Origin of the sequence: Streptomyces flavofungini, assembly GCF_014650815.1 — a bacterium.
Classification (GTDB): domain Bacteria; phylum Actinomycetota; class Actinomycetes; order Streptomycetales; family Streptomycetaceae; genus Streptomyces; species Streptomyces flavofungini.
In genome coordinates this window covers 161,371-183,533 of the sequence record NZ_BMVR01000011.1, presented here as the reverse complement: position 1 = coordinate 183,533, position 22,163 = coordinate 161,371, and the positions used below count along the sequence as shown (strand labels likewise).

Below are 22,163 nucleotides of genomic sequence, written 5' to 3'. Positions count from 1 at the left end.
GATCCGCCCCGCGACTGCCGCCTTCGCCCTCGCGTGACCGCCCCCCTCACCCTCATCTGACCGCCGACCTCACCGTCCTGTGCCCATCGCCCTCACCCTCACGTGATCACCGTCCCGGCCTGCACTGTCACGAACCGCCCCCTCCATCTGGTCACCCCTTTGACGCCACCCACCGTTGGAAGGAGAACGTGATGGCAGCGCACATCGTCGTGCTGGGTGCTGGCTATGCGGGAGTGGTCGCGGCCAAGATGATCGCCAAGGACCCGTCGACGCGGGTGACCCTGGTGAACGCCGCCGACCGGTTCGCCGAGCGGGTACGGATGCACCAGGTCGCCGTCGGCCAGCGGGTGCGGGAGCGGTCCATCGCCGAGCTGCTCGCGGGAGCACCCGTGGAGTTCGTCGTCGACCGGGTCGTGTCGATCGACCCCGACCGCCACGAGGTCGGGCTCACCGACGGCGCACCCATCCCCTACGACACCTTGGTCTACGCCCTGGGCAGCAGCGCGGACGAGGACGCCGTGCCGGGTGCCGCGCAGCACGCGTACCCGCTCGCGGGCCGGGACGACGCCACGCGGCTGCGGGCGAAGCTGGACGAGGGGGGCTGCGTCACCGTCGTCGGCGGCGGCCTGACCGGTATCGAGGCGGCGTCGGAACTGGCCGAGTCGCGGCCGGAGTTGAAGGTGCGCCTGGTGACCGGCGGGGCGCTGGGCGCGGCCCTGTCGGAACGCGGACGGCAGCATCTGCGCCGGGTGTTCGCCCGGCTCGGCGTGGAGGTCCAGGAGCAGGCACGCGTCGCCGAGGTGCGCGCGGACGGGGTCCAGCTCAGCGATGGTCGGCACCTGCCCGCGGACACGGTGGTGTGGACGACGGGTTTCCGGGTCCCGGACGTGGCACGCACCGCGGGGTTCGCGGTGGACGAGCACGGTCGGATGGTGGTCGACCGGACCTTGCGCTCCGTCTCGCACCCGGACGTGTACGCGATCGGCGACGCGGCCGCGGCGCAACGCCAGGACGGCCAGGAGCTGCGGATGGCCTGCGCGACGGGTCTCCCGGCGGCCGCCCACGTGGCCCGCACGGTGACCGACCGTCTCGCCGGACGCACCCCGCGCACCCTGCGCTTCCGCTACGTCAACCAGTGCATCAGCCTGGGCCGACGGGACGCCCTCGTGCAGTACGTACGCGCCGACGACAGCCCGCGCGAACTGGTCCTCACGGGCCGCTTCGCCGCCCTGTACAAGGAGTTCATCGTCCGTGGCGCCCTGGCGGCCCAGCGGCACCCGGCCTTGGTGAAGCTGACACCACGCGGCAGCGAGTCCGCGTAACCCGCTGCCCTAGGAAGGCTCCACAACACACCCCGTCGCACGCCCCCGCACGTCCAGACCGCTCCCAGCCCGTCGAGAAGGCTCCGCACCGCGGCGGCGAAGCCGGTCGGGTCGCTCTCGTGCACGGTGCGGCCGGTCACCAGCTCGAAACGCCGCGTACGGGGGCGGCGCGCGACCATGTCCCCCGGCTCGAAGGCTGGCCCCCGGCCGTCCGGGTGCTCCCGCAGGGCATCTGCGGGATAGCAGGCCGAGTCGCCCAGCTCAGCGAGACCACGCGTCCGGCCCCGAGAGCCTGTCCCCCCAACGGCTGAGCACACACTTTCGAGCCACTGAGTAACCTGCGTTGCTCTCGGCGCCCGCGGGGCGTCGAGAGTTTCGTGATCTCTCCTGGAACGCGGATCATCGAGCACAGGATCGACTGGCCTTGGCACCATCCGTGACCAGCGAAACCTACCCTCCCCGCTCCGATAGCATGATCCGACTCACGATGACTGCCCTCATCGCCACCCATCACGGAAAGCCACTCCAGCCAGCACGAAGAGTCACTTGTTTAACTAGCACCTAACAAATCGGCCAAACAATTGATATCTCTCTCAACGCGGGTGTTTTCGCGAATAAGCAGCAGAATTAATTTCACCGCGTGGCGTCAACCGCGGGCGGTTCTCTGGACCGTGGCGGGTGTGGTGACCCTAGGGTTCCTCATCGCACTGGAGATCGCCGCGCGTCACTACGGCCTGCCTGGACCGATCACCAATCAGGCACAAGAGGTGATTTTCGCTCCCGCGTCGGGACCGCTGTTGTACGCCGGTATGGCGTTGATGATGGTGGTGCTCACCTGGCGGCAACGGTTCATCGCTCTTGGCGCCGCGGTCTGCATCGACATCCCCTTCTTCTTGGGGCGCTGGGCAGTCGACTCCAAGATGACGTTCGGCAACGGCGCGTTGTGGGTGATGCTGGGCTGCGCGGTCATCGCTGTCGTGCGCCGCACCGGCCGGGAACGTGCCCTGCTGCTGAAGGGCGTCGGCCTCGGCCTGCTGCTCGTGGCCGGCCGCAAGACCGGCGATGCCTGGCTGCTGATCACGGCGAAGACCCGCCCGACGGTGCTCGACCAGTACGTGGCAACCGCCGATCACGCGCTGGGCAACCCGTCGTGGGTGGTCGGAAGACTGGTCGCGACCACCGGTCCGAACGGCATCCGTCTTCTCGACTTCGTCTACGTTCAGCTTGCGGTGGCCGCGGTCGTCGTCGCTCTGTACCAGCTGCGACGCGTGTCCGTGGAACGCCGCTTCCCGCGTCATCACCTGGTGCGCACGTTTCTGGTCATCGGCCTGCTCGGGCCGGCCATCTACATGATCTTCCCGGTGGTCGGGCCGATCTTTGCCTACGGCACCGGAAGCGAGCACTGGACCGAGCCCGACCTGTGGCCCAGCACGCCGCCCACCGCGCACTGGGCGGTGGCCAACCTGTGGCCGGACACCCCGCCGTCGATCAATACCCCGCAGGCGATCCCATTCGACGAGGTCACCCCGCGCAACTGCATGCCGAGCCTGCACACGGCGTGGGCCACGGCGATCTTCATTCACTCCCGCAAGGGGCCTCGAATTCTGCGATTCGCAGGCGCGTTCTGGCTGATCGCCACGCTCGGCGCCACGCTGGGATTCGGCTACCACTACGGCGTGGATATCGTCGCCGGTGTGGTGTTCACCCTCACTGTCGAAGCGGGTCTGCGCACGCTCGACCGTGGCTGGGACCGGTCAGGAATCCGGTTCACCGCTTACGGCGCAACGGTATTCGCCGCGCTCTTGCTGTCGTACCGCTTTCTGCCGATGGAAATGGCCAGGCACCCGTGGCTGTTCGGACCACTGCTCATTCTGGCAATGAGCTCAGTGATCTACGGCTACGTACGCACCACGAGAATGTGGGAACCGAAAGCCGCACTGGTACGGCAGCGCGAACCAGAATCCCAACCCGAACTCGTTTGAGCCACCTCCGGCTGGCACCTTCCGCCCCCTGAAGGCCGCAGGGGGCGGAAGGTGCCACGGGACGAGCCACTGCGAGACCCGCCCCTGCCTCCGCAGGCCCCGTTCCTACGGCTGCGGAACCGGTCCTACGTCTGCGCCATGTCCACAAAGCGCGAGTAGTGCCCCTGGAACGCCACCGTGATGGTCGCCGTCGGGCCGTTACGGTGCTTGCCCACGATGATGTCGGCCTCGCCCGCGCGAGGCGACTCCTTCTCGTACGCGTCCTCGCGGTGCAGCAGGATCACCATGTCCGCGTCCTGCTCGATGGAGCCGGATTCACGCAGGTCGGAGACCTGGGGCTTCTTGTCGGTGCGCTGCTCGGGGCCACGGTTCAGCTGCGAGAGGGCGATGACCGGAACCTCCAGCTCCTTGGCGAGGAGCTTCAGGTTTCGCGACATGTCCGAGACTTCCTGCTGTCGGCTCTCGGCGCGCTTCGAGCCGCCGGACTGCATGAGCTGCAGATAGTCGATGATCACGAGCTTGATGTCGGCGCGCTGCTTGAGGCGGCGGCACTTGGCTCGGATCTCCATCATCGACAGGTTCGGGGAGTCGTCGATGTAGAGCGGAGCCGCTGACACCTCGGGCATCCGGCGGGCGAGCCGGGTCCAGTCCTCGTCCGTCATCGTGCCGGAACGCATGTGGTGCAGCGCCACCCGCGCCTCCGCGGACAGCAAGCGCATCGCGATCTCGTTGCGTCCCATTTCCAGGGAGAAGATGACGCTCGGCAGGTTGTGCTTGATGGACGCGGCCCGCGCGAAGTCCAGGGCCAGCGTGGACTTACCCATGGCGGGACGGGCCGCGATGACGACCATCTGGCCGGGGTGCAGGCCGTTGGTGAGCGAGTCGAAGTCGGTGAAGCCCGTCGGCACACCGGTCATCTCGCCGCTGCGGGACCCGATCGCCTCGATCTCGTCGAGCGCGCCCTCCATGATGTCGCCGAGCGGCAGATAGTCCTCGCTGGTGCGCTGCTCGGTGACGGCGTAGATCTCGGCCTGGGCGCTGTTGACGATCTCGTCGACGTCGCCGTCGGCCGCGTATCCCATCTGCGTGATGCGCGTGCCGGCCTCGACCAGGCGGCGCAGGACCGCGCGCTCGTGGACGATCTCCGCGTAGTACTCGGCGTTCGCCGCCGTCGGGACCGTCTGGACGAGCGAGTGGAGATACGAGGCGCCGCCGACCTTGGTGATCTCACCGCGCTTGGTGAGCTCGGCGGCGACCGTGATGGGGTCGGCGGGCTCGCCCTTGGCGTAGAGGTCGAGGATCGCGATGAAGATCGTCTCGTGCGCCGGGCGGTAGAAGTCGTGGCCCTTGATCACCTCGACGACGTCCGCGATGGCGTCCTTCGACAGCAGCATGCCGCCGAGCACGGACTGCTCCGCGTCGAGGTCCTGCGGGGGAACGCGCTCGAAGGACGTGCCGCCGCTGTCCCAGCCGCCCTCCCTGCCCCGCTCGTGCTGCTCCTGGCCGCGTCCGCCGTCGCGGCGCGGGCGGGAGACGGGCAGACGGTCCCCCGGACCGCTGTCGGCCCACGGGTCGTCCAAGGGCTCGGAAATACTCACCGGGCCACCTCCTCCCGTCCGCCACGCGGACCTCGCCGTGCCTCTCTTTCCTACGGCACGACACTGACAAATAAGGGGGCCCAACTCCGGTTCTGACGCGTCGGATTTGCGGGGTTTCCGCGATGGCAGGACGAGGCGGGCGCCGGTCCACGGTAGGCCCGCGGGCACCGTCAGCCAATCTGGTTATCCACAGGTGGTGTGGATGACGGGCGCGATGCTGTGGAGAACCCCACAAAACCTGTGCACGGTCCGGTGGACAGCCCTGTGAACAAGCCCTCAGGACCTTTTCCACACCCACCCTGACCTGCATCTTTATCGTCCACCGGCTGTGCAGAAGAAAAACTTCCCCAGTCGGCCCAAGATCTTGACGAACAGCACCCCGCCCGATGCGCACACCCGACCTAAGTAAGGGTCTTAAGGTGATTGCATCTCTTACCTGTGGAAGATTAGATTGGTGCTCATGACACAGGCTCCCGCGGCACCCAAGGCCGCCCGGCGACAGCACGATCGAGAGATCGTCGCCCTCGCCGTCCCCGCCTTCGGCGCACTCGTGGCCGAGCCCCTCTTCCTGATGGCCGACAGCGCCATCGTCGGCCATCTCGGCACCGCGCAACTCGCCGGTCTCGGCATCGCCTCCGCGCTCCTGACAACAGCCGTGAGCATCTTCGTCTTCCTCGCGTACGCCACCACGGCCGCTGTCGCCCGCCGCGTCGGCGCCGGGGACCTGCAGGCCGCGATCCGCCAGGGCATGGACGGCATCTGGCTCGCCCTGCTCCTCGGCGCCGCCGTCATCGCCGTCGCCCTGCCGACCGCCCCCGCGCTGGTCGATCTCTTCGGCGCCTCCGACTCGGCCGCCCCGTACGCGGTCACCTACCTGCGCATATCCATCCTCGGCATACCCGCGATGCTCGTCGTGCTCGCCGCCACCGGCGTGCTGCGCGGCCTGCAGGACACCAAGACACCGCTGTACGTCGCCGGCGGCGGCTTCATCGCCAACGGTGCCTTGAACGTGCTCCTCGTCTACGGCTTCGGCTTCGGCATCGCTGGTTCCGCCTGGGGCACCGTGCTGGCCCAGTGCGGCATGGCGGCCATCTACCTGTACGTGGTCGTGCGCGGCGCCAAGCAGCACGGTGCCTCCCTCCGCCCCGACGCGGCCGGCATAAGAGCCTGCGCCCAGGCCGGAGTCCCACTCCTGGCCCGCACGCTCGCACTGCGCGCCATCGCGCTGATCGCGACAGCCGTGGCCGCCCGTCTCGGCGACGCCGATGTGGCGGCCCACCAGATCGTCCTGTCGCTGTGGAGCCTGCTCTCCTTCGCCCTAGACGCCATCGCGATAGCCGGGCAAGCCATCATCGCCCGGCACCTGGGCGCCGACGATCCACAAGGCGCTCGCGACGTCTGCCGCCGCATGGTCCAGTGGGGCCTCGTCTCGGGCGCCGCCCTCGGCCTGCTGGTCGTCGCGGCCCGACCTGTGTTCGTTCCGCTGTTCTCCGGCGACGCCGCCGTCCAGGACGCGGCCCTGCCCGCCCTCATCGTGATAGCGCTCGCCCAGCCCATCTGCGGCATCGTCTACGTCCTCGACGGGGTCCTGATGGGCGCGGGGGACGGGCCGTACCTCGCCTGGGCCATGCTGGTCACGCTCGCGGTCTTCGCCCCGGTGGCACTCCTCGTCCCCAGCCTCGGCGGCGGGCTGACCACCCTGTGGGTCGCGATGACGCTCATGATGACCGTGCGTGCGCTGACCCTGTGGCTGCGCTCCCGCTCGGGCAGGTGGGTCGTCACGGGCGCCACGCGCTGAACCTCTCCCGGCCTCCACGACGGTGTTTCACGTGAAACACCGCACGCCCCCAGCCGGAGGCACCACATACGAACCGGCACGGCAAAGGGGCCGCACCCGGAGGTGCGGCCCCTTCACTCAGTCCTGCGAGCACGAAGCTCAGGCAGAGACGACCTCGACGCTGACCTTCGCGGCCACCTCGGGGTGCAGACGCACGGACGTCGCGTGGGCGCCCAGGGTCTTGATCGGCGCGCCCAGCTCGACACGCCGCTTGTCGATCTTCGGGCCACCAGCAGCCTCGATCGCCGAAGCGACGTCAGCCGGGGTGACGGAGCCGAAGAGACGACCGGCGTCGCCGGAGCGAACGGCCAGGCGGACCTTGACGGCCTCGAGCTTGGCCTTGATCTCGTTGGCCTGCTCGATGGTCGCGATCTCGTGGATCTTGCGAGCGCGACGGATCTGCTCGACGTCCTTCTCGCCACCCTTGGTCCAGCGGATAGCGAACTTCCGCGGGATCAGGTAGTTGCGGGCGTAGCCGTCCTTGACGTCTACGACCTCGCCGGCGGCACCGAGGCCGGAGACCTCGTGGGTGAGGATGATCTTCATGTTTCGGTCACCCTTCCCTTATCGCGCGGTGGACGTGTAGGGCAGCAGCGCCATCTCACGGCTGTTCTTCACGGCCGTGGCGACGTCACGCTGGTGCTGCGTGCAGTTGCCGGTCACGCGGCGGGCACGGATCTTGCCGCGGTCGGAAATGAACTTCCGCAGCATGTTCGTGTCCTTGTAGTCCACGTACTGGACCTTGTCCTTGCAGAAAGCGCAGACCTTCTTCTTAGGCTTGCGCACAGGCGGCTTCGCCATGGTGTTTCTCCTGTGTGATCAAGAAGTGTGGGTACGACCCGCCTTCTCGCCCTGAGGCCTACGGCCTAAGGCTTAGAAGGGGGGCTCGTCCGAGTAGCCGCCGCCGGAGCCGCCGGAGCCGCCGGAGCCGCCGGAGCTTCCGCCCCAGCCGCCACCGCCGCCGCCCTGCTGGCCGCCGCCGGCAGGCGCACCGGTCGCCCAGGGGTCGTCGGCGGGAGCACCGCCGCCACCCTGCTGCTGACCGCCGCCGGAGCTTCCGCCCCAGCCGCCACCGCCGCCGCCCTGCTGGCCGCCGCCACCGCCGCCGCCGTATCCGCCCTGGCCGCCGCGACCGGTGGTCTTGGTGACCTTGGCCGTGGCGTTCTTGAGGCTGGCGCCGACTTCCTCGACGTCCAGCTCGTAGACCGTGCGCTTGATGCCCTCACGGTCCTCGTAGGACCGCTGCTTCAGCCGGCCCTGCACGATGACGCGCATGCCTCGCTGGAGCGACTCGGCGACGTTCTCCGCCGCCTGACGCCAGACCGAGCAGGTCAGGAACAGGCTCTCGCCGTCCTTCCACTCATTGGTCTGCCGGTCGAAGGTGCGGGGGGTGGACGCGACACGGAACTTCGCGACCGCCGCACCGGACGGGGTGAAGCGCAGCTCGGGGTCGTCGACAAGATTGCCGACGACCGTGATGACGGTCTCGCCTGCCATTGGGGGAACCTCTCGGCGGGTTTGCTGCTGGCTGCTTTTACTGCTGCTACTCGGATCCCGAGTTCCGTCGAGCCCAGGGGCTCAACGGGTCTGAGCCAGAGGCTCAGTGCATCTCGGGGCGGAGGACCTTGGTCCGGAGGACCGACTCGTTCAGGTTCATCTGGCGGTCGAGCTCCTTGACGACCGCAGGCTCGGCCTGCAGGTCGATGACCGAGTAGATGCCCTCGGGCTTCTTCTTGATCTCGTACGAGAGACGACGACGGCCCCAGGTGTCGACCTTCTCAACCTTTCCGTTGCCCTCACGGACGACGGAAAGGAAGTTCTCGATCAGCGGGGAGACAGCGCGCTCCTCGAGATCGGGGTCGAGGATGACCATCACCTCGTAGTGACGCATGTGGAACCCACCTCCTTTGGACTCAGCGGCCACGGTCGTTCCGTGGCAGGAGGGTCGTGATGCGTACGCAACGGTATCGGCCGCCACTGACAATCGGCCCCCGCGGACGGGGGCTCATGCTGTGGCCTGGGCAGACACCGGTGCAGACGGTACAGACTACCTGCACCTTGCCTTCCGGTTGAAATCCGACGGTGGGCGGGCAGAATCTGTACACATCGGGTGTGTATGGCGCTACGATGCGCCGCCTTCCGCAGGAGGTGCCTCCATGGCACAAGCAATGCGACCCAACACCGCCGGCTCCCTCTTCGCCACCGACGGCAAGCCCCATCCGCTCCAGGACACGCTGCTCGGCGTGACCCTGGCGCTCGGGGCCATCGCCTTCGTGACCGCGATGTTCCACAACCTGCACCTGCTGAGTTCCTGGACCGGCCTGGTCGGGATCTTCACGGGGGCCTACGGGCAGTTCATCTCGGTGACGACCCGCGAGCGCTTCTTCCTGATCGTCGGGCTCGGCGCCTCGGCGGTCGGCTTCTTCCTGGGCATGGCACACGGCGGACTCTTCGGCGGCCTTTGGTGACCGGCGAACTCCGGTAAACAGACAGCGGGCCTGCCGCTGACGGACCCGCACCGTCCCTGGTCGGAGCACGGCCGGGGACAAAGGTTCCATACGCCCAGACGGGGCGCTCGCAGGGCGCAGTAGGCTTCGGCGCGAGAGCCGGAGCCCCTGTACCCATGGGGACACACCAGCCCGAGGAGCGCCGCGAATGAGCCTGACCCTGAGGACCATCAGCCGAGAGCAGCATCTGGCGTACATCCAGAGCCTGCCGTCGGCGAGTCATTGCCAGGTCCCCGCATGGGCAGACGTGAAGAGTGAATGGCGCTCGGAGAACCTCGGCTGGTTCGACGACAGGACCGGCCAGCTGGTCGGCGTGGGCCTCGTCCTCTACCGCCAGTTGCCCAAGGTCAAGCGCTATCTCGCGTATCTGCCCGAGGGTCCGGTCATCAACTGGTACGCCCCGAACCTGGACGAGTGGCTCCAGCCGATGCTGGCGCACCTGAAGAAGCAGGGCGCCTTCTCCGTGAAGATGGGCCCGCCGGTCGTCATCCGCCGCTGGGACGCCCCCGCGATCAAGTCCGGCATCCAGAACCCGGACGTGAAGCGGCTGCGCGACGTCGAGGCGACGACCATCGAGCCGCGCGCTTTCGAGGTCTCGGACAAGCTCCGCCGCATGGGCTGGCAGCAGGGCGAGGACGGCGGCGCCGGCTTCGGTGACGTACAGCCCCGCTATGTGTTCCAGGTGCCGCTGGCCAACCGTGCCCTTGAGGACGTCCTCAAGAACTTCAACCAGCTCTGGCGCCGCAACATCAAGAAGGCCGAGAAGGCCGGCGTCGAGGTCGTCCAGGGCGGCTATCAGGACCTCGCCGAATGGCAGCGCCTCTACGAGATCACCGCGATCCGCGACAAGTTCCGCCCGCGGCCGCTGGGTTACTTCCAGCAGATGTGGCAGACCCTCAACACCGAGGATCCCAACCGCATGCGGCTGTACTTCGCGCGGCACAACGGCGTGAACCTGTCGGCGGCGACGATGCTCGTCGTGGGCGGCCACGTCTGGTACTCCTACGGCGCGTCCGACAACATCGGGCGTGAGGTCAGGCCCTCGAACGCGATGCAGTGGCGGATGCTGCGCGACGCCTACGCGCTCGGCGCCTCCGTCTACGACCTGCGGGGCATCTCCGACTCGCTCGACGAGACGGACCACCTCTTCGGTCTGATCCAGTTCAAGGTCGGCACCGGCGGCGAGGCCGTGGAGTACGTCGGTGAGTGGGACTTCCCGCTGAACAAGCTGCTGCACAAGGCTCTCGACATCTACATGTCGCGCCGCTGATCCCGCACTGCTTCCGTCCGCATTTCCTTCCATACCTCTGTTACACCGCAGACATCAGAAAGGTTCCGGGACCAGCCATGGCGCTCACGCTCTATGTCGACACCGCGCGCTGGCGGGCACACCAGAAGCACATGCTGGAGCAGTTCCCGGGCATCGTCCCGGTCTGCAAGGGCAACGGCTACGGCTTCGGTCACGAGCGGCTCGCGGAGGAGGCCACGCGATTCGGCTCGGACGTGCTCGCCGTCGGCACGACCTACGAGGCCGCCCGGATCAAGGACTGGTTCGGCGGCGACCTGCTGGTCCTGACGCCGTTCCGCCGGGGCGAAGAGCCTGTGCCGCTGCCCGACCGCGTCATCCGCTCCGTGTCGTCGATCGACGGCGTGCACGGCCTCGTGGGCGCCCGCGTCGTCATTGAGGTCATGTCCTCGATGAAGCGCCACGGCGTCAGCGAGCAGGACCTGCCGCTGCTGCACGCGGCCATCGAGGACGTACGCCTCGAAGGCTTCGCGATCCATCTGCCGCTCGACCGCACCGACGGCTCGGACGCCGTCGAGGAGGTCATCGCCTGGATGGACCGGCTGCGTGCCGCCCGCCTGCCGCTGCACACGATGTTCGTCAGCCACCTGAAGGCCGGTGAACTGGCCCGCCTCCAGCAGCAGTTCCCGCAGACCCGCTTCCGCGCGCGGATCGGCACGCAGCTCTGGCTGGGCGACCACCACGCGACCGAGTACCGGGGCGCCATCCTGGACGTCACCCGCGTCGTGAAGGGGGACCGTTTCGGCTACCGCCAGCAGAAGGTCGCCTCCGACGGCTGGCTGGTCGTCGTCGCGGGCGGTACGTCGCACGGCGTCGGCCTGGAGGCCCCGAAGGCGCTGCACGGCATGATGCCGCGGGCGAAGGGCGTGGCCCGCGCGGGCCTCGCGACCGTCAACCGCAACCTCTCGCCGTTCGTCTGGGGCGACAAGCAGCGCTGGTTCGCCGAGCCTCCGCACATGCAGGTGTCGCTGCTCTTCGTGCCGTCGGACGCGCCGGAGCCGCAGGTGGGCGAGGAACTGGTGGCCCACCTGCGGCACACCACCACGCAGTTCGACCGGATCGTCGACCGCTGAGCCGTCGCTCCAAGGAAGTCTCGGCCCTCGAGCACATCGAGGGCACATGCCGAAGGGCCGGTACGCGCCACCCGCGCACCGGCCCTTCGGCTTGCTCAACGGGTCGGGCACAGTGGCCCGCCCGCGCCGATCGCTCGCCCTGTTCGCTCAGGGCGAACGGTCACCCGCCGTCCCCCACTTCACGCACGAGCCCGCCCCGTCCTGCCCGGCCTGCCGCGGCGGACGCGCCGCGGCACCGAGCACGAAGACGTCCGGAGCACCGTCGAGGACCCCTCCGGAGGGGTCGTCCTCCCCGGTCCGCCGCACCACGTCCCGCTCCGGCAAGAGGATGTCGCGCACGACCACGGCGCACAGGTACAGCGTCCCCAACAGATGGATCCCGATGGCCAGTTGGTAGCCCTCGGTGGGCAGCCCCTTGTGGGCGTCCCCGCTCGTCGTGAACGCGAGATATCCCCAGATCCCCAGGAAGTACGCGACCTCACACGCCTGCCAGATGAGGAAGTCACGCCAGCGAGGGCGGGCCAGCGCGGCGAGCGGAATCAGCCACAGGACGTACTGCGGCGAGTAGACCTTGTTGGTGAGGATGAAGGCAGCGACGACCAGGAAGACGAGCTGCGCCAGCCGTGGACGGCGTGGCGCGGTCAGGCCGAGGGCGGCCACCCCCAGGCAGCAGAGCACCATCAGCGCGGCCGCGAGCTTGTTCACCGTGTCCGTGGTCAGGGGGTCGTCCATGCGCTGGGAGAGGATCAGCCAGAACGACCCGAAGTCGACCCCGCGCTCCTGGCTGAACGTGTAGAACTTCGCCCAGCCCTCGCGGATGTGGAAGCCCGCCGCGTCGTGGCTGATCATCACCGGCAGGTTCACCGCGAGCCAGGCGCCCACCGCGCTCCCCGCGGTCAGCCAGAAGGCCCGCCAGCGCCCGGCTCGCCAGCACAGCACGAGCAGCGGCCCGAGCAGCAGCGCCGGATAGAGCTTGGCGGCCGCCGCGAGGCCGATGAGGATCCCCGCGGCCACGGCCCGCCCGCGCGCCCACATCAGCATCGCCATGGCCGTCAGGGCGACCGCGAACAGGTCCCAGTTGATGGTGGCCGTGAGGGCGAAAGCAGGAGCCAGAGCGACGAGCAGGGCGTCCCAGGGGCGACGCCGGTGGATGCGGGTCACACAGACGGCGATGACGACCGTGCAGACCATCAGCATCCCGGCATTGACCATCCAGTAGATTTTCTCCTGGTGCTGGATGGTCCCGCTGCCCGGCGTCAGCCAGGCGGCCACCTGCATGAACAGACCGGTCAGCACCGGGTACTCGAGGTACTCCATGCCGACGTCGGCAGGCAGCTTGTCGAAGTACGGCACGAGCCCGTCAGCGAAGCCGCGCCCCTGGTAGAGGTGGGGGATGTCGGAGTAGCAGGCATGCGTGTACTGCGAGCTCGCACCGACGAACCAGCCGCCGTTGTAGCAGGGCATCTTCTGCACCATGCCGAGTGCGAACATGCCGATCGCGACCAGTGCGATGACGCGTACCGGGGTCAGCCAGGTCGCCGCCAGCAGGGCTCTGCGGCCGATCGGTCCGCCGATCAGCTCGCTGCCGGCCGCAGCGACCTCGTCCTGCTTCGTGGGGAGCACAGGCTGCGGCGCCTGCTCGGGTACTGACTGATGCGCGCGTGTGGGGGGCATCTTCTCTGCGCTGGGCATGGCGCACATCCTGCCGTACCGCTCTGAGAACTCCCGCTGTACGTGCCCAAGAACTCTCCGTACCCCCGACGGACGGCTGAAGGCCCAGGCCTCGCGGCACGAAGGCCTCGCGGCAGCGCGCCGCACCAGGACGTCACGGCACGACGCCATCACGGCAGGCACAACACGAGACAGGCACAACAAGGCCGCCGCACCGTTGCCGGATGCGGCGGCCTTGTTTCACGTGAAACATGCCGTTTCCGTGGATCACGCCGTTTCACGTGAAACGTACGCAGGGATCGGCTCAGCCGGTCGGACCGGCGAAGAGCCCTCCTTCGTTGTCGTTGCCGTTGTTGCCGCCGTTGCCATTGCCGCCGTTCGGCTCGCCGGTGGGTGGTTGTGTCTCACCGCCGGGTCCGCCGTCGGCACCGCCGCTATCGGCTCCGCCGTCCGTCGCACCGCCGTCGTCCTCACACCTGGGGTCCCAGGGCTTGCACGACTCGGTCGGGTCGGGAGACTCGGACGGGTCGGGAGACTCGGACGGCTTGGTCTCGCTCGGCGACGGCGACGGGGAGTCGCTCGGCTCGGGCTCCTCGGTCTGCGTCGGGGAGGGCGGCGGCGGGTCTCCGACGACCTCGCCGATCTTCCCCGGAACCGGGAACGGGATGGCGCGCTCGCCCTTGAGCGCCTCCTGCATGTAGTCCTTCCAGATCTGCGCGGGGAAGGAGGCGCCGTGGATCTTCTTCTCGCCGCCTGTGCCGAACATCTCCAGGAATTCGCGCTTGCTGTTGTTCTCGTCGTCGTCGAGCCGGTACATGCTGATCGCCGTCGAGAGCTGCGGGGTGTAGCCGACGAACCAGGCGGACTTGTTGCCGTCCGTCGTACCGGTCTTGCCCGCCACCTGGCGGCCGGGCAGCTGGGCCGACGTGCCGGTGCCCTTGTCGACGACCGTGCGCAGCACGTCGGTGACGTTGTTCGCGACATCAGCGCTGAAGGGGCTCTTGGTCACGGTTTCGTGCTGGTAGACCGTCTCGCCCTCCTTCTCGACCTCCTTGACCGAGAACGGATCGCGCTGCTTGCCTGCGTCGGCGAACGTGGCGTACGCCCCGGCCATGCGGATCGCACTCGGTGATGAGGTACCGAGGGAGAAGGACGGGTAGGTGGCGCCCGCCATGGACTTGTCGTCCTTGAGGCCGGCGTCCATGGCCGCTGCCTTCACCTTGTCGAGCCCGACATCCATGCCGAGCTGGACGTAGGCGGAGTTGACCGACTCCCGCATGGCCTCGCGGAGGTCGATCTTGTAGGTCGGCGGGTTGTACGACTGCTGACCGTCATTGGTCTGCAGCCACTCCTTGCCGTCCTTGTCCTGCCAGACCGTACCGTTGTAATTCTTGATCTTGAGCTTGTTCTTGCCGCTGTACTTGCTCTTCGGGTTGACGATGGTGCGCGTGCCATCGCCCTGGATCTCGCCGCCGGTCTTGGAGCGGATGCCGTTCTTGAAGGCCGCCGCCAGCACGAAGGGCTTGTACGTCGAGCCCACCTGGGCACCGGTCGTGTCCGCGTTGTTGGTGAAGTGCTTGGTCGCGTCCTCACCGCCGTAGATGGCCTCGATCGCCCCGGTATTGGGGTTCACCGACGCACCACCGAACTGGACGTGCGTGTCCTTGTCCGGACGCAGCTTCGGCTTGATCTTGGCCTTGCGGACCTTCTCCACCGCGTCCTCGAGCTGGTTGACCTTCTTCTTGTCGAAGGTCGTGTGGATCTCGTAGCCGCCCTGTTCGAGCTGGCCTGCGGTGATCTTGCCGTCGCTGTTGTTGATGACGTACGCCTTGGCCAGCGAGACCAGGTAGCCGATCTGGCCGCTCAGCTTGACGTTCGAGCGCGGGCTCTGCAGCTTCGGGAACTTGGTGTACTTGTCGCGGACGTCGGCGCTCAGACTGCCGTCCTTGACCTCCTCGTCGAGGATCCACTTCCAGCGCTTCTCGGCCCGCTCCCGGTTGGCCTTGGGACTGGCCGCGGGGTCGATCTCGGGGTATCCGGCCGGGTCGTAGTACGTGGCGCCCTTGAGGACGGTCGCAAGGAGGGCGCACTCACTCGGGTTCAGCTTCTCCGCGTCCTTGGCGAAGTAGGCACGCGCGGCGGCCTGGATGCCGTAGGCATTGCGGCCGTAGTAGGCGGTGTTCAGATAGCCCGCCATGATGTCTTCCTTGCTCACCTCCCGGCCGACCTTTATGGAGATGAACAGTTCCTTGAACTTCCGCGTGAACGTCTGCGACTGGTCGTCGAGGCGGGCGTTCTTCACGTACTGCTGCGTGATCGTCGAGCCGCCCTGGGTCTGACCGCCCTTGGCCATGTTCACCACGGCCCGGGCGATACCCATCGGGTCGACGCCCTTGTCCTTGTTGAAGGTCTTGTTCTCCGCCGAGATGACGGCGTTGCGCATCGCCCGCGGGATGTCCTCGTACTTGATGATCTGGCGGTTCGTCTCACCACCCGTCGCGACCATCTGCGAGCCGTCGGCCCAGTAGTAGACGTTGTTCTGGGCCCTCGCCGCCTTGGCGACCTCCGGGACCTCGACGAGGGCGTACGCGATGCCGATGACCGCCAGCGCGCTGCCGAGGAACCCGATGAACAGGCCGGTGACGAGCCGCCATGACGGCAGCCAGCGCCGCGCTCCGAACTTACCCGCGCGCGGATAGTCGATGAAGCGCTTCTTGACGGGCTCGTGGCCACGCCCTCTGCCGCGCCCTCGACCGGCGTTCTCGGCCACTCTGCGTCGGCCGCCGCCACCCCCGACGGAGCCGTTGCGGGCCGCGCGCCGAGCCTCGGCCCGGCCGCCGTAAGGACGCTCCTCGCCCTCGGGAGCCCCCTGCCCGTACGACGACGGGGATGACGGCGCGCCAGTGGCGCCACGCGGTGCTGCACGACGGCCCGACGGCGCGCCGGATGCGCCGGATGCGCCACGCCTGGCCGCGGCGCGTCCGCCGCCCTGCGGCTGCGGCGGTTTGCGACGGTGCTCGCTCATCGAACGACTACTCCTCGGGCAGGCGCGGATCTCCGCGCCTGGAAACGGCGGCTGGTTTCCGGTCCCCCCGATGTACGGATGCGCCCGTTCCGGCACTCATCCGCACTGCACCGGGGACGACGACGCCACCTCGCGTCACTTGGTTCCCGGCGGTATGCATGGCGCACAGACTACGCACCGTCAAAACCCTCTTAGGACCGAAGTTCACCCCAAAACAGGCAAGTTACTTCCTACGAATCGGTGATGTGATGCCGTTCACCGTGCCCCCTCTTGTCGCAGGCGGCACCTCGTTCTATCGTCGTGATGTATCGAGCCGATACATCGGGTCGGCATAAAGGGCCGTGCGCGGCAGACCGGGACAGACGGGAGGCGACGATGAGCAGACGCTCCGGCATCCTCGAGTTCGCCGTGCTCGGCCTGCTCCGCGAGTCCCCGATGCACGGCTACGAGCTGCGCAAGCGGCTCAACACCTCACTGGGTGTGTTCCGCGCCTTCAGCTACGGGTCGCTCTACCCATGCCTCAAGACTCTGGTCACGAACGGCTGGTTGATCGAGGAATCGGGTACTGCCGGAGAGGCCCTGGCTCCCCTCGCGGGGCGCCGCGCCAAGATCGTCTATCGGTTGACGGCTGAAGGTAAGGAACACTTCGAGGAACTGCTCTCGCAGACCGGCCCCGATGCGTACGAGGACGAGCACTTCGCTGCCCGCTTCGCCTTCTTCGGCCAGACCTCGCGGGACGTGCGGATGCGGGTGCTCGAGGGCCGCCGCAGCCGCCTGGAGGAGCGCCTGGAGAAGATGCGCGCCTCCTTGGCCCGCACCCGGGAGCGCCTCGACGACTACACGCTTGAGCTGCAGCGGCACGGTATGGAGTCCGTGGAGCGCGAAGTGCGCTGGCTGAACGAGCTCATCGAGAGCGAGCGCGCGGGACGCGACCAGCAACGGTCCGCCCCCGACAGCTCCGCTCAGCAGAACAGCACATCTGGGGAGTCGGGCGTCCTGCCCCGGCGGCGGGGCAGCACCCCGCCGCCGGATGCGTCCGACGACACCACCAAGTGAGCCTCCGCATTCCGCGGAGTCTCATCCGGAATACCGAGATCACACAGGGAGCAACCGGAATGGGTTCGGTTCGCGTAGCCATCGTCGGCGTGGGCAACTGCGCCGCCTCGCTGGTCCAGGGCGTCGAGTACTACAAGGACGCAGACCCGGACACCAAGGTCCCGGGCCTGATGCACGTCCAGTTCGGCGACTACCACGTGGGTGACGTCGAGTTCGTCGCCGCCTTCGACGTCGACGCGAAGAAGGTCGGCCTCGACCTCGCGGACGCCATCGGTGCCAGCGAGAACAACACCATCAAGATCTGCGACGTGCCGAACTCCGGCGTGCAGGTCCAGCGTGGCCACACCCACGACGGTCTGGGCAAGTACTACCGCCAGACCATCGAGGAGTCCGCCGAGGCCCCGGTCGACGTCGTCCAGATCCTCAAGGACCGCAAGGTCGACGTCCTGGTCTGCTACCTGCCGGTCGGCTCCGAGGACGCCGCGAAGTTCTACGCCCAGTGCGCCATCGACGCCAAGGTCGCCTTCGTCAACGCCCTCCCGGTCTTCATCGCCGGTACCAAGGAGTGGGCGGACAAGTTCACCGAGGCCGGCGTCCCGATCGTCGGTGACGACATCAAGTCGCAGGTCGGTGCCACCATCACGCACCGCGTCATGGCGAAGCTGTTCGAGGACCGCGGTGTCCGTCTTGAGCGCACCATGCAGCTCAACGTCGGCGGCAACATGGACTTCAAGAACATGCTGGAGCGCGACCGCCTCGAGTCCAAGAAGATCTCGAAGACGCAGGCCGTCACCTCGCAGATCCCCGACCGCGAGCTGGGCGAGAAGAACGTCCACATCGGCCCGTCGGACTACGTCGCGTGGCTCGACGACCGCAAGTGGGCGTACGTCCGCCTCGAGGGCCGCGCCTTCGGTGACGTCCCGCTGAACCTGGAGTACAAGCTCGAGGTCTGGGACTCCCCGAACTCGGCCGGTGTCATCATCGACGCCCTGCGCGCCGCGAAGATCGCCAAGGACCGGGGCATCGGCGGCCCGATCCTCTCCGCGTCCTCGTACTTCATGAAGTCCCCGCCGGTGCAGTACTTCGACGACGAGGCCTACGCGAACGTCGAGAAGTTCATCAAGGGCGAGGTCGAGCGCTGAGTCAACCGCTGCGCCGACTGCTGAGTCGGCTGCTTCGGTTGGCAGTTGGGGTCCCCGGGTCGTATGTGCCCGGGGACCCCGCTCGTATGTGAGGCTGTGCTCCATGGCTGTCGTCGGTGACCTGCGCGTTCTCCTGCGGCTGCGGGATTTCCGGCGCCTGCTGACCGTGCGGCTCGTCTCCCAGGGCGCGGACGGCGTCTTCCAGGTCGCGCTCGCCGCGTACGTGGTCTTCTCGCCGGAGAAGGAGACGTCCGCCGCGGCGATCGCCTCCGCGATGGCGGTGCTCCTCCTTCCGTACTCCCTCGTCGGCCCGTTCGCGGGCGTCCTGCTCGACCGCTGGCGGCGCCGCCAGGTCCTGCTGTACGGCAATGTGCTGCGGGCCGCCCTCGCCTGCGTGACCGCCGTGCTGATCCTCAGCGACACCCCGGACTGGCTGTTCTACGCCTCCGCGCTGTGTGTGACGGCCGTCAACCGCTTCGTCCTGGCCGGGCTCTCGGCGGCGCTGCCGCGCGTCGTCGATGCCGACCGGCTGGTCATCGCCAACTCCCTCTCCCCGACCGCCGGAACCCTCGCGGCCACCGCGGGCGGCGGCCTCGCCTTCGCGGTACGCATCGTGGCATCGGACTCGGACGCGGCCGTGGTCCTCCTGGGGGCCGCGCTCTACCTCTGCTCGGCACTCGCCTCCCTGCGCATCTCCCGTGAACTCCTCGGCCCCGATCCGGAGTTGGTGCAGCCACACCTGCGCACGGCGCTCGCCGGGACCGCACGCGGCCTCCTTGCGGGCGTACGCCACCTCGCCGAGCGCCGCCCAGCCGCGCACGCTCTCGTGTCGATGACGCTCATGCGGTTCTGCTTCGGCGCGCTGACGGTCATGGTGCTGATGCTGTGCCGGTACGCGTGGGGGTCGACGGAGGACGACGGGCTCGCGCTGCTCGGGGTCGCCGTGGGGATCTCCGGTGCCGGGTTCTTCGCGGCGGCCGTGGTGACGCCGTGGGCCGCGGGGCGGTTCGGGCCGCGCGGCTGGCTCGTGCTCTGCGCCGCCGCGGCGGCCGTCCTGGAGCCCGCGCTCGGCCTGGCCTTCGCCCCGGTGCCGATGTTCGTCGCCGCCTTCGTCCTGGGCCTGACCACCCAGGGCGCGAAGATCGCCACGGACACGGTCGTCCAGGCCGCCGTGGACGACGGCTTCCGAGGCCGGGTCTTCTCCCTCTACGACGTCCTCTTCAACATCTCGTTCGTCGGCGCGGCAGGCGTGGCCGCCCTGATGCTGCCCCCGGACGGAAAATCGGCCCCCTTGGTTGTCACGGTGGCCGTGATTTACGCGGCGATTGCTGTGGCTATGGCCAGGTTTGACGACCAGTAAGTGTCACATCAATGCCACAGAGGCCCGCTGAGCTTCAATCCGCGCTCGGGACCTCGGTAACTTACGGGGGTCGTTTCGCGCCATCGCGCATCCCAGCCACACGCCTTGCGCTCTCTTCTAGGGGGATCCCCGTGTCCACTCCGCCGCCCCAGGGCCAGAATCCATTCCCCCAGGGCCAGCAGCCCTACGGCCAGCCGCAGGGTGGTGCGCCGTACGGCCAGCCCCAGAGCGAGGGCGCCCCTTACGGCCAGGCTCCCGGCCAGCCGTACCCGCCGCAGCCGGGCACTCCGCAGCAGCCGGGCATGCCGTTCTACCAGGGCGGTCCGGACCCGATGGCGCCGCCCAAGAAGAGCAAGAAGAAGCTCATATTCTCCATCGCGGGTGTCGCCGTCGTCGCTCTGATCGCCGGTGGCGCGTTCCTGGCGGGCCAGGACGAGGCGGCTGCCGCCGAGGTCGGCGACTGCATGAGCATCGAGGACCCCAATAACAAGACCGACCCGGGTCTGAAGATCGTGGACTGCAGCGACAAGGAAGCCAAGTACAAGGTCGCGGAGAAGAAGGACAGCGGCACCTGCGACATTACGAAGTACGCCACGTACCGGGAGACCGGTCGCGGCGACGACTTCACGCTCTGCCTGGCGCCACACAAGCTGTAGGGCAGGCCGCGGGCCAAGCATGCGCCTACGCCGAGGGGCGATGTTTCACGTGAAACATCGCCCCGCTTCATACAAGAGGGGCGCCGTGTTTCACGTGAAACACGGCGCCCCTTCGCATGCTCACCCCTACTGCTCCTGCGCGGCCCACCACTCCTTGAGCGCCGCCACCGCCGCATCCCGCTCCATCGGCCCGTTCTCCAGGCGCAGCTCCAGCAGGAACTTGTACGCCTGGCCGACGGCCGGGCCGGGGCGGACGGACAGGACTTCCATGATTTCGTTGCCGTCGAGATCGGGGCGGATGGAGTCCAGCTCCTCCTGCTCCTGGAGGCGGGCGATGCGCTCCTCCAGGCCGTCGTACGCGCGCGACAGGGTGTTGGCCTTGCGCTTGTTGCGGGTGGTGCAGTCGGAGCGGGTCAGCTTGTGTAGGCGGGTGAGGAGCGGGCCCGCGTCGCGGACGTAGCGCCGTACCGCGGAGTCCGTCCACTCGCCCTCGCCATAGCCGTGGAAGCGCAGGTGCAGCTCCACGAGCCGCGATACGTCCTTGATGAGCTCATTCGAGTACTTCAGGGCGGTCATGCGCTTCTTGGTCATCTTCGCGCCGACCACCTCGTGATGGTGGAAGGAGACCCGCCCGTCCGACTCGAAGCGGCGCGTCTTCGGCTTGCCGATGTCGTGCAGCAGCGCGGCGAGCCGCAGCGTCAGGTCCGGGCCTTCGGTCTCCAGCGCCATCGCCTGTTCGAGGACGATCAGCGTGTGGTCGTAGACGTCCTTGTGCCGGTGGTGCTCGTCACGCTCAAGGCGCAGGGCCGGAAGCTCCGGCAGGACGTGGTCTGCGAGGCCGGTGTCCACAAGGAGCGCGAGGCCCTTGGCCGGGTACGCGGACAGGATGAGCTTGTTCAGCTCGTCCCGGACCCGCTCGGCGGAGACGATCTCGATGCGCTCGGCCATCGCCTTCATGGCGGCGACGACCTCCGGGGCCACCTCGAAGTCGAGCTGCGCGGCGAAGCGCGCGGCCCGCATCATCCGCAGCGGGTCGTCCGAGAAGGACTCCTCGGGAGTCCCCGGCGTACGCAGGACGCGCTCCGCCAGGTCACCGAGGCCGCCGTGCGGGTCGATGAACGTCTTCTCCGGCAGCGCCACGGCCATCGCGTTCACGGTGAAGTCACGGCGGACGAGGTCCTGCTCGATGGAGTCGCCGTACGACACCTCGGGCTTGCGCGAGGTCCGGTCGTACGCCTCCGATCGATATGTCGTCACTTCGACCTGGAAGCGCTGCTCGGCGCCGTCCACGTGGGCGTCCTTCTGGCAGCCCACCGTCCCGAAGGCGATCCCGACCTCCCAGACCGCGTCGGCCCACGGCCGGACGATCTTCAGGACGTCCTCGGGCCGGGCGTCCGTCGTGAAGTCCAGGTCGTTGCCGAGCCTGCCCAGGAGCGCGTCCCGGACCGATCCGCCCACCAGGGCGAGCGAGAACCCGGCCTCCTGGAAACGGCGGGCGAGGTCGTCCGCGACGGGGGAGACGCGCAGCAGCTCGCTCACGGCGCGGTCCTGCGCCTGGCTCAGGGCACGGGGATTGTCTTCGTTGGCGTTCGGCACAACAGAAAAGGGTACGTGCCCCGGGCGCCCGG

Annotated in this window: 18 protein-coding genes; 10 read left to right on the top strand and 8 right to left on the bottom strand. The window is 68.2% G+C overall.

The window, feature by feature from the left end:
* Positions 1-191 precede the first annotated feature (191 nt).
* Positions 192-1,322, top strand: a complete 1,131-nt coding sequence (locus IE274_RS27395) for an NAD(P)/FAD-dependent oxidoreductase (RefSeq protein WP_190118562.1) — start codon at positions 192-194, stop codon at positions 1,320-1,322.
* Positions 1,323-1,903: 581 nt separating this feature from the next.
* Positions 1,904-3,304, top strand: coding sequence for a phosphatase PAP2 family protein (locus IE274_RS27390; RefSeq protein ID WP_233102535.1), 1,401 nt, complete (start codon positions 1,904-1,906; stop codon positions 3,302-3,304).
* A 125-nt stretch (positions 3,305-3,429) separates the two neighbouring features.
* On the opposite strand, the gene dnaB is transcribed toward IE274_RS27390, so the two are convergent.
* Positions 3,430-4,902: a replicative DNA helicase gene (dnaB, locus tag IE274_RS27385; RefSeq protein WP_190118560.1), complete on the bottom strand. Its 1,473-nt coding sequence runs from the start codon at positions 4,900-4,902 to the stop codon at positions 3,430-3,432.
* Between the two features lie 460 nt (positions 4,903-5,362).
* On the opposite strand from dnaB, the gene IE274_RS27380 reads away from it, so the two are divergent.
* Complete coding sequence (locus IE274_RS27380; RefSeq protein ID WP_190118559.1) at positions 5,363-6,700, top strand: MATE family efflux transporter; 1,338 nt, start codon at positions 5,363-5,365, stop codon at positions 6,698-6,700.
* A 138-nt stretch (positions 6,701-6,838) separates the two neighbouring features.
* Here IE274_RS27380 and rplI read toward each other — a convergent pair whose 3' ends face one another.
* The 4 genes from rplI to rpsF all read right to left on the bottom strand — a co-directional run bounded on the left by rplI (position 6,839) and on the right by rpsF (position 8,630).
* Positions 6,839-7,285: a 50S ribosomal protein L9 gene (gene rplI / locus IE274_RS27375; RefSeq protein WP_190118558.1), complete on the bottom strand. Its 447-nt coding sequence runs from the start codon at positions 7,283-7,285 to the stop codon at positions 6,839-6,841.
* 18 nt (positions 7,286-7,303) lie between these two features.
* A complete protein-coding gene (gene rpsR / locus IE274_RS27370; RefSeq protein ID WP_006381652.1) occupies positions 7,304-7,540 on the bottom strand; it encodes a 30S ribosomal protein S18 in 237 nt (78 codons plus the stop codon).
* A gap of 72 nt (positions 7,541-7,612) precedes the next feature.
* Positions 7,613-8,236, bottom strand: coding sequence for a single-stranded DNA-binding protein (locus IE274_RS27365; protein WP_190118557.1), 624 nt, complete (start codon positions 8,234-8,236; stop codon positions 7,613-7,615).
* 103 nt (positions 8,237-8,339) lie between these two features.
* Positions 8,340-8,630: a 30S ribosomal protein S6 gene (gene rpsF / locus IE274_RS27360; protein WP_016644628.1), complete on the bottom strand. Its 291-nt coding sequence runs from the start codon at positions 8,628-8,630 to the stop codon at positions 8,340-8,342.
* Positions 8,631-8,895: 265 nt separating this feature from the next.
* On the opposite strand from rpsF, the gene IE274_RS27355 reads away from it, so the two are divergent.
* The 3 genes from IE274_RS27355 to IE274_RS27345 all read left to right on the top strand — a co-directional run bounded on the left by IE274_RS27355 (position 8,896) and on the right by IE274_RS27345 (position 11,625).
* On the top strand, positions 8,896-9,207 hold the full coding sequence (locus IE274_RS27355; protein ID WP_190118556.1) for a hypothetical protein: 312 nt from the start codon (positions 8,896-8,898) through the stop codon (positions 9,205-9,207).
* A 187-nt stretch (positions 9,208-9,394) separates the two neighbouring features.
* Complete coding sequence (locus IE274_RS27350; RefSeq protein ID WP_190118555.1) at positions 9,395-10,516, top strand: lipid II:glycine glycyltransferase FemX; 1,122 nt, start codon at positions 9,395-9,397, stop codon at positions 10,514-10,516.
* A 77-nt stretch (positions 10,517-10,593) separates the two neighbouring features.
* Positions 10,594-11,625, top strand: coding sequence for an alanine racemase (locus tag IE274_RS27345; protein WP_190118554.1), 1,032 nt, complete (start codon positions 10,594-10,596; stop codon positions 11,623-11,625).
* Between the two features lie 147 nt (positions 11,626-11,772).
* Here the strand turns inward: IE274_RS27345 and IE274_RS27340 are convergent, their stop codons facing one another.
* Positions 11,773-13,326: a glycosyltransferase family 87 protein gene (locus IE274_RS27340; RefSeq protein ID WP_190118553.1), complete on the bottom strand. Its 1,554-nt coding sequence runs from the start codon at positions 13,324-13,326 to the stop codon at positions 11,773-11,775.
* A gap of 274 nt (positions 13,327-13,600) precedes the next feature.
* The gene (locus IE274_RS27335; RefSeq protein WP_190118552.1) at positions 13,601-16,321 is read right to left on the bottom strand and encodes a transglycosylase domain-containing protein; all 2,721 of its coding nucleotides are present in this window, start codon (positions 16,319-16,321) and stop codon (positions 13,601-13,603) included.
* Between the two features lie 375 nt (positions 16,322-16,696).
* On the opposite strand from IE274_RS27335, the gene IE274_RS27330 reads away from it, so the two are divergent.
* From IE274_RS27330 to IE274_RS27315, 4 genes are all read left to right on the top strand, one after another.
* Positions 16,697-17,377 (top strand): PadR family transcriptional regulator, encoded by a 681-nt coding sequence (locus IE274_RS27330; RefSeq protein WP_190118551.1) that lies wholly within the window; start codon positions 16,697-16,699, stop codon positions 17,375-17,377.
* A gap of 59 nt (positions 17,378-17,436) precedes the next feature.
* Positions 17,437-18,519 (top strand): inositol-3-phosphate synthase, encoded by a 1,083-nt coding sequence (locus tag IE274_RS27325; protein ID WP_190118550.1) that lies wholly within the window; start codon positions 17,437-17,439, stop codon positions 18,517-18,519.
* A gap of 103 nt (positions 18,520-18,622) precedes the next feature.
* Complete coding sequence (locus tag IE274_RS27320; protein WP_190118549.1) at positions 18,623-19,879, top strand: MFS transporter; 1,257 nt, start codon at positions 18,623-18,625, stop codon at positions 19,877-19,879.
* Between the two features lie 131 nt (positions 19,880-20,010).
* A complete protein-coding gene (locus IE274_RS27315) occupies positions 20,011-20,535 on the top strand; it encodes an LppU/SCO3897 family protein (protein ID WP_190118548.1) in 525 nt (174 codons plus the stop codon).
* A gap of 126 nt (positions 20,536-20,661) precedes the next feature.
* Here IE274_RS27315 and IE274_RS27310 read toward each other — a convergent pair whose 3' ends face one another.
* Positions 20,662-22,131 (bottom strand): CCA tRNA nucleotidyltransferase, encoded by a 1,470-nt coding sequence (locus IE274_RS27310; RefSeq protein ID WP_190118547.1) that lies wholly within the window; start codon positions 22,129-22,131, stop codon positions 20,662-20,664.
* Positions 22,132-22,163 lie beyond the last annotated feature (32 nt).

Coding starts and splice junctions, on each gene's coding strand:
- IE274_RS27395 (WP_190118562.1), top strand. CDS start 192: ATGGCAGCGCACATCGTCGTGCTGGGTGCTGGCTATGCGGGAGTGGTC.
- IE274_RS27380 (WP_190118559.1), top strand. CDS start 5,363: ATGACACAGGCTCCCGCGGCACCCAAGGCCGCCCGGCGACAGCACGAT.
- rplI (WP_190118558.1), bottom strand. CDS start 7,285: ATGAAGATCATCCTCACCCACGAGGTCTCCGGCCTCGGTGCCGCCGGC.
- rpsR (WP_006381652.1), bottom strand. CDS start 7,540: ATGGCGAAGCCGCCTGTGCGCAAGCCTAAGAAGAAGGTCTGCGCTTTC.
- IE274_RS27365 (WP_190118557.1), bottom strand. CDS start 8,236: ATGGCAGGCGAGACCGTCATCACGGTCGTCGGCAATCTTGTCGACGAC.
- rpsF (WP_016644628.1), bottom strand. CDS start 8,630: ATGCGTCACTACGAGGTGATGGTCATCCTCGACCCCGATCTCGAGGAG.
- IE274_RS27355 (WP_190118556.1), top strand. CDS start 8,896: ATGGCACAAGCAATGCGACCCAACACCGCCGGCTCCCTCTTCGCCACC.
- IE274_RS27350 (WP_190118555.1), top strand. CDS start 9,395: ATGAGCCTGACCCTGAGGACCATCAGCCGAGAGCAGCATCTGGCGTAC.
- IE274_RS27345 (WP_190118554.1), top strand. CDS start 10,594: ATGGCGCTCACGCTCTATGTCGACACCGCGCGCTGGCGGGCACACCAG.
- IE274_RS27340 (WP_190118553.1), bottom strand. CDS start 13,326: ATGTGCGCCATGCCCAGCGCAGAGAAGATGCCCCCCACACGCGCGCAT.
- IE274_RS27335 (WP_190118552.1), bottom strand. CDS start 16,321: ATGAGCGAGCACCGTCGCAAACCGCCGCAGCCGCAGGGCGGCGGACGC.
- IE274_RS27330 (WP_190118551.1), top strand. CDS start 16,697: ATGAGCAGACGCTCCGGCATCCTCGAGTTCGCCGTGCTCGGCCTGCTC.
- IE274_RS27325 (WP_190118550.1), top strand. CDS start 17,437: ATGGGTTCGGTTCGCGTAGCCATCGTCGGCGTGGGCAACTGCGCCGCC.
- IE274_RS27320 (WP_190118549.1), top strand. CDS start 18,623: ATGGCTGTCGTCGGTGACCTGCGCGTTCTCCTGCGGCTGCGGGATTTC.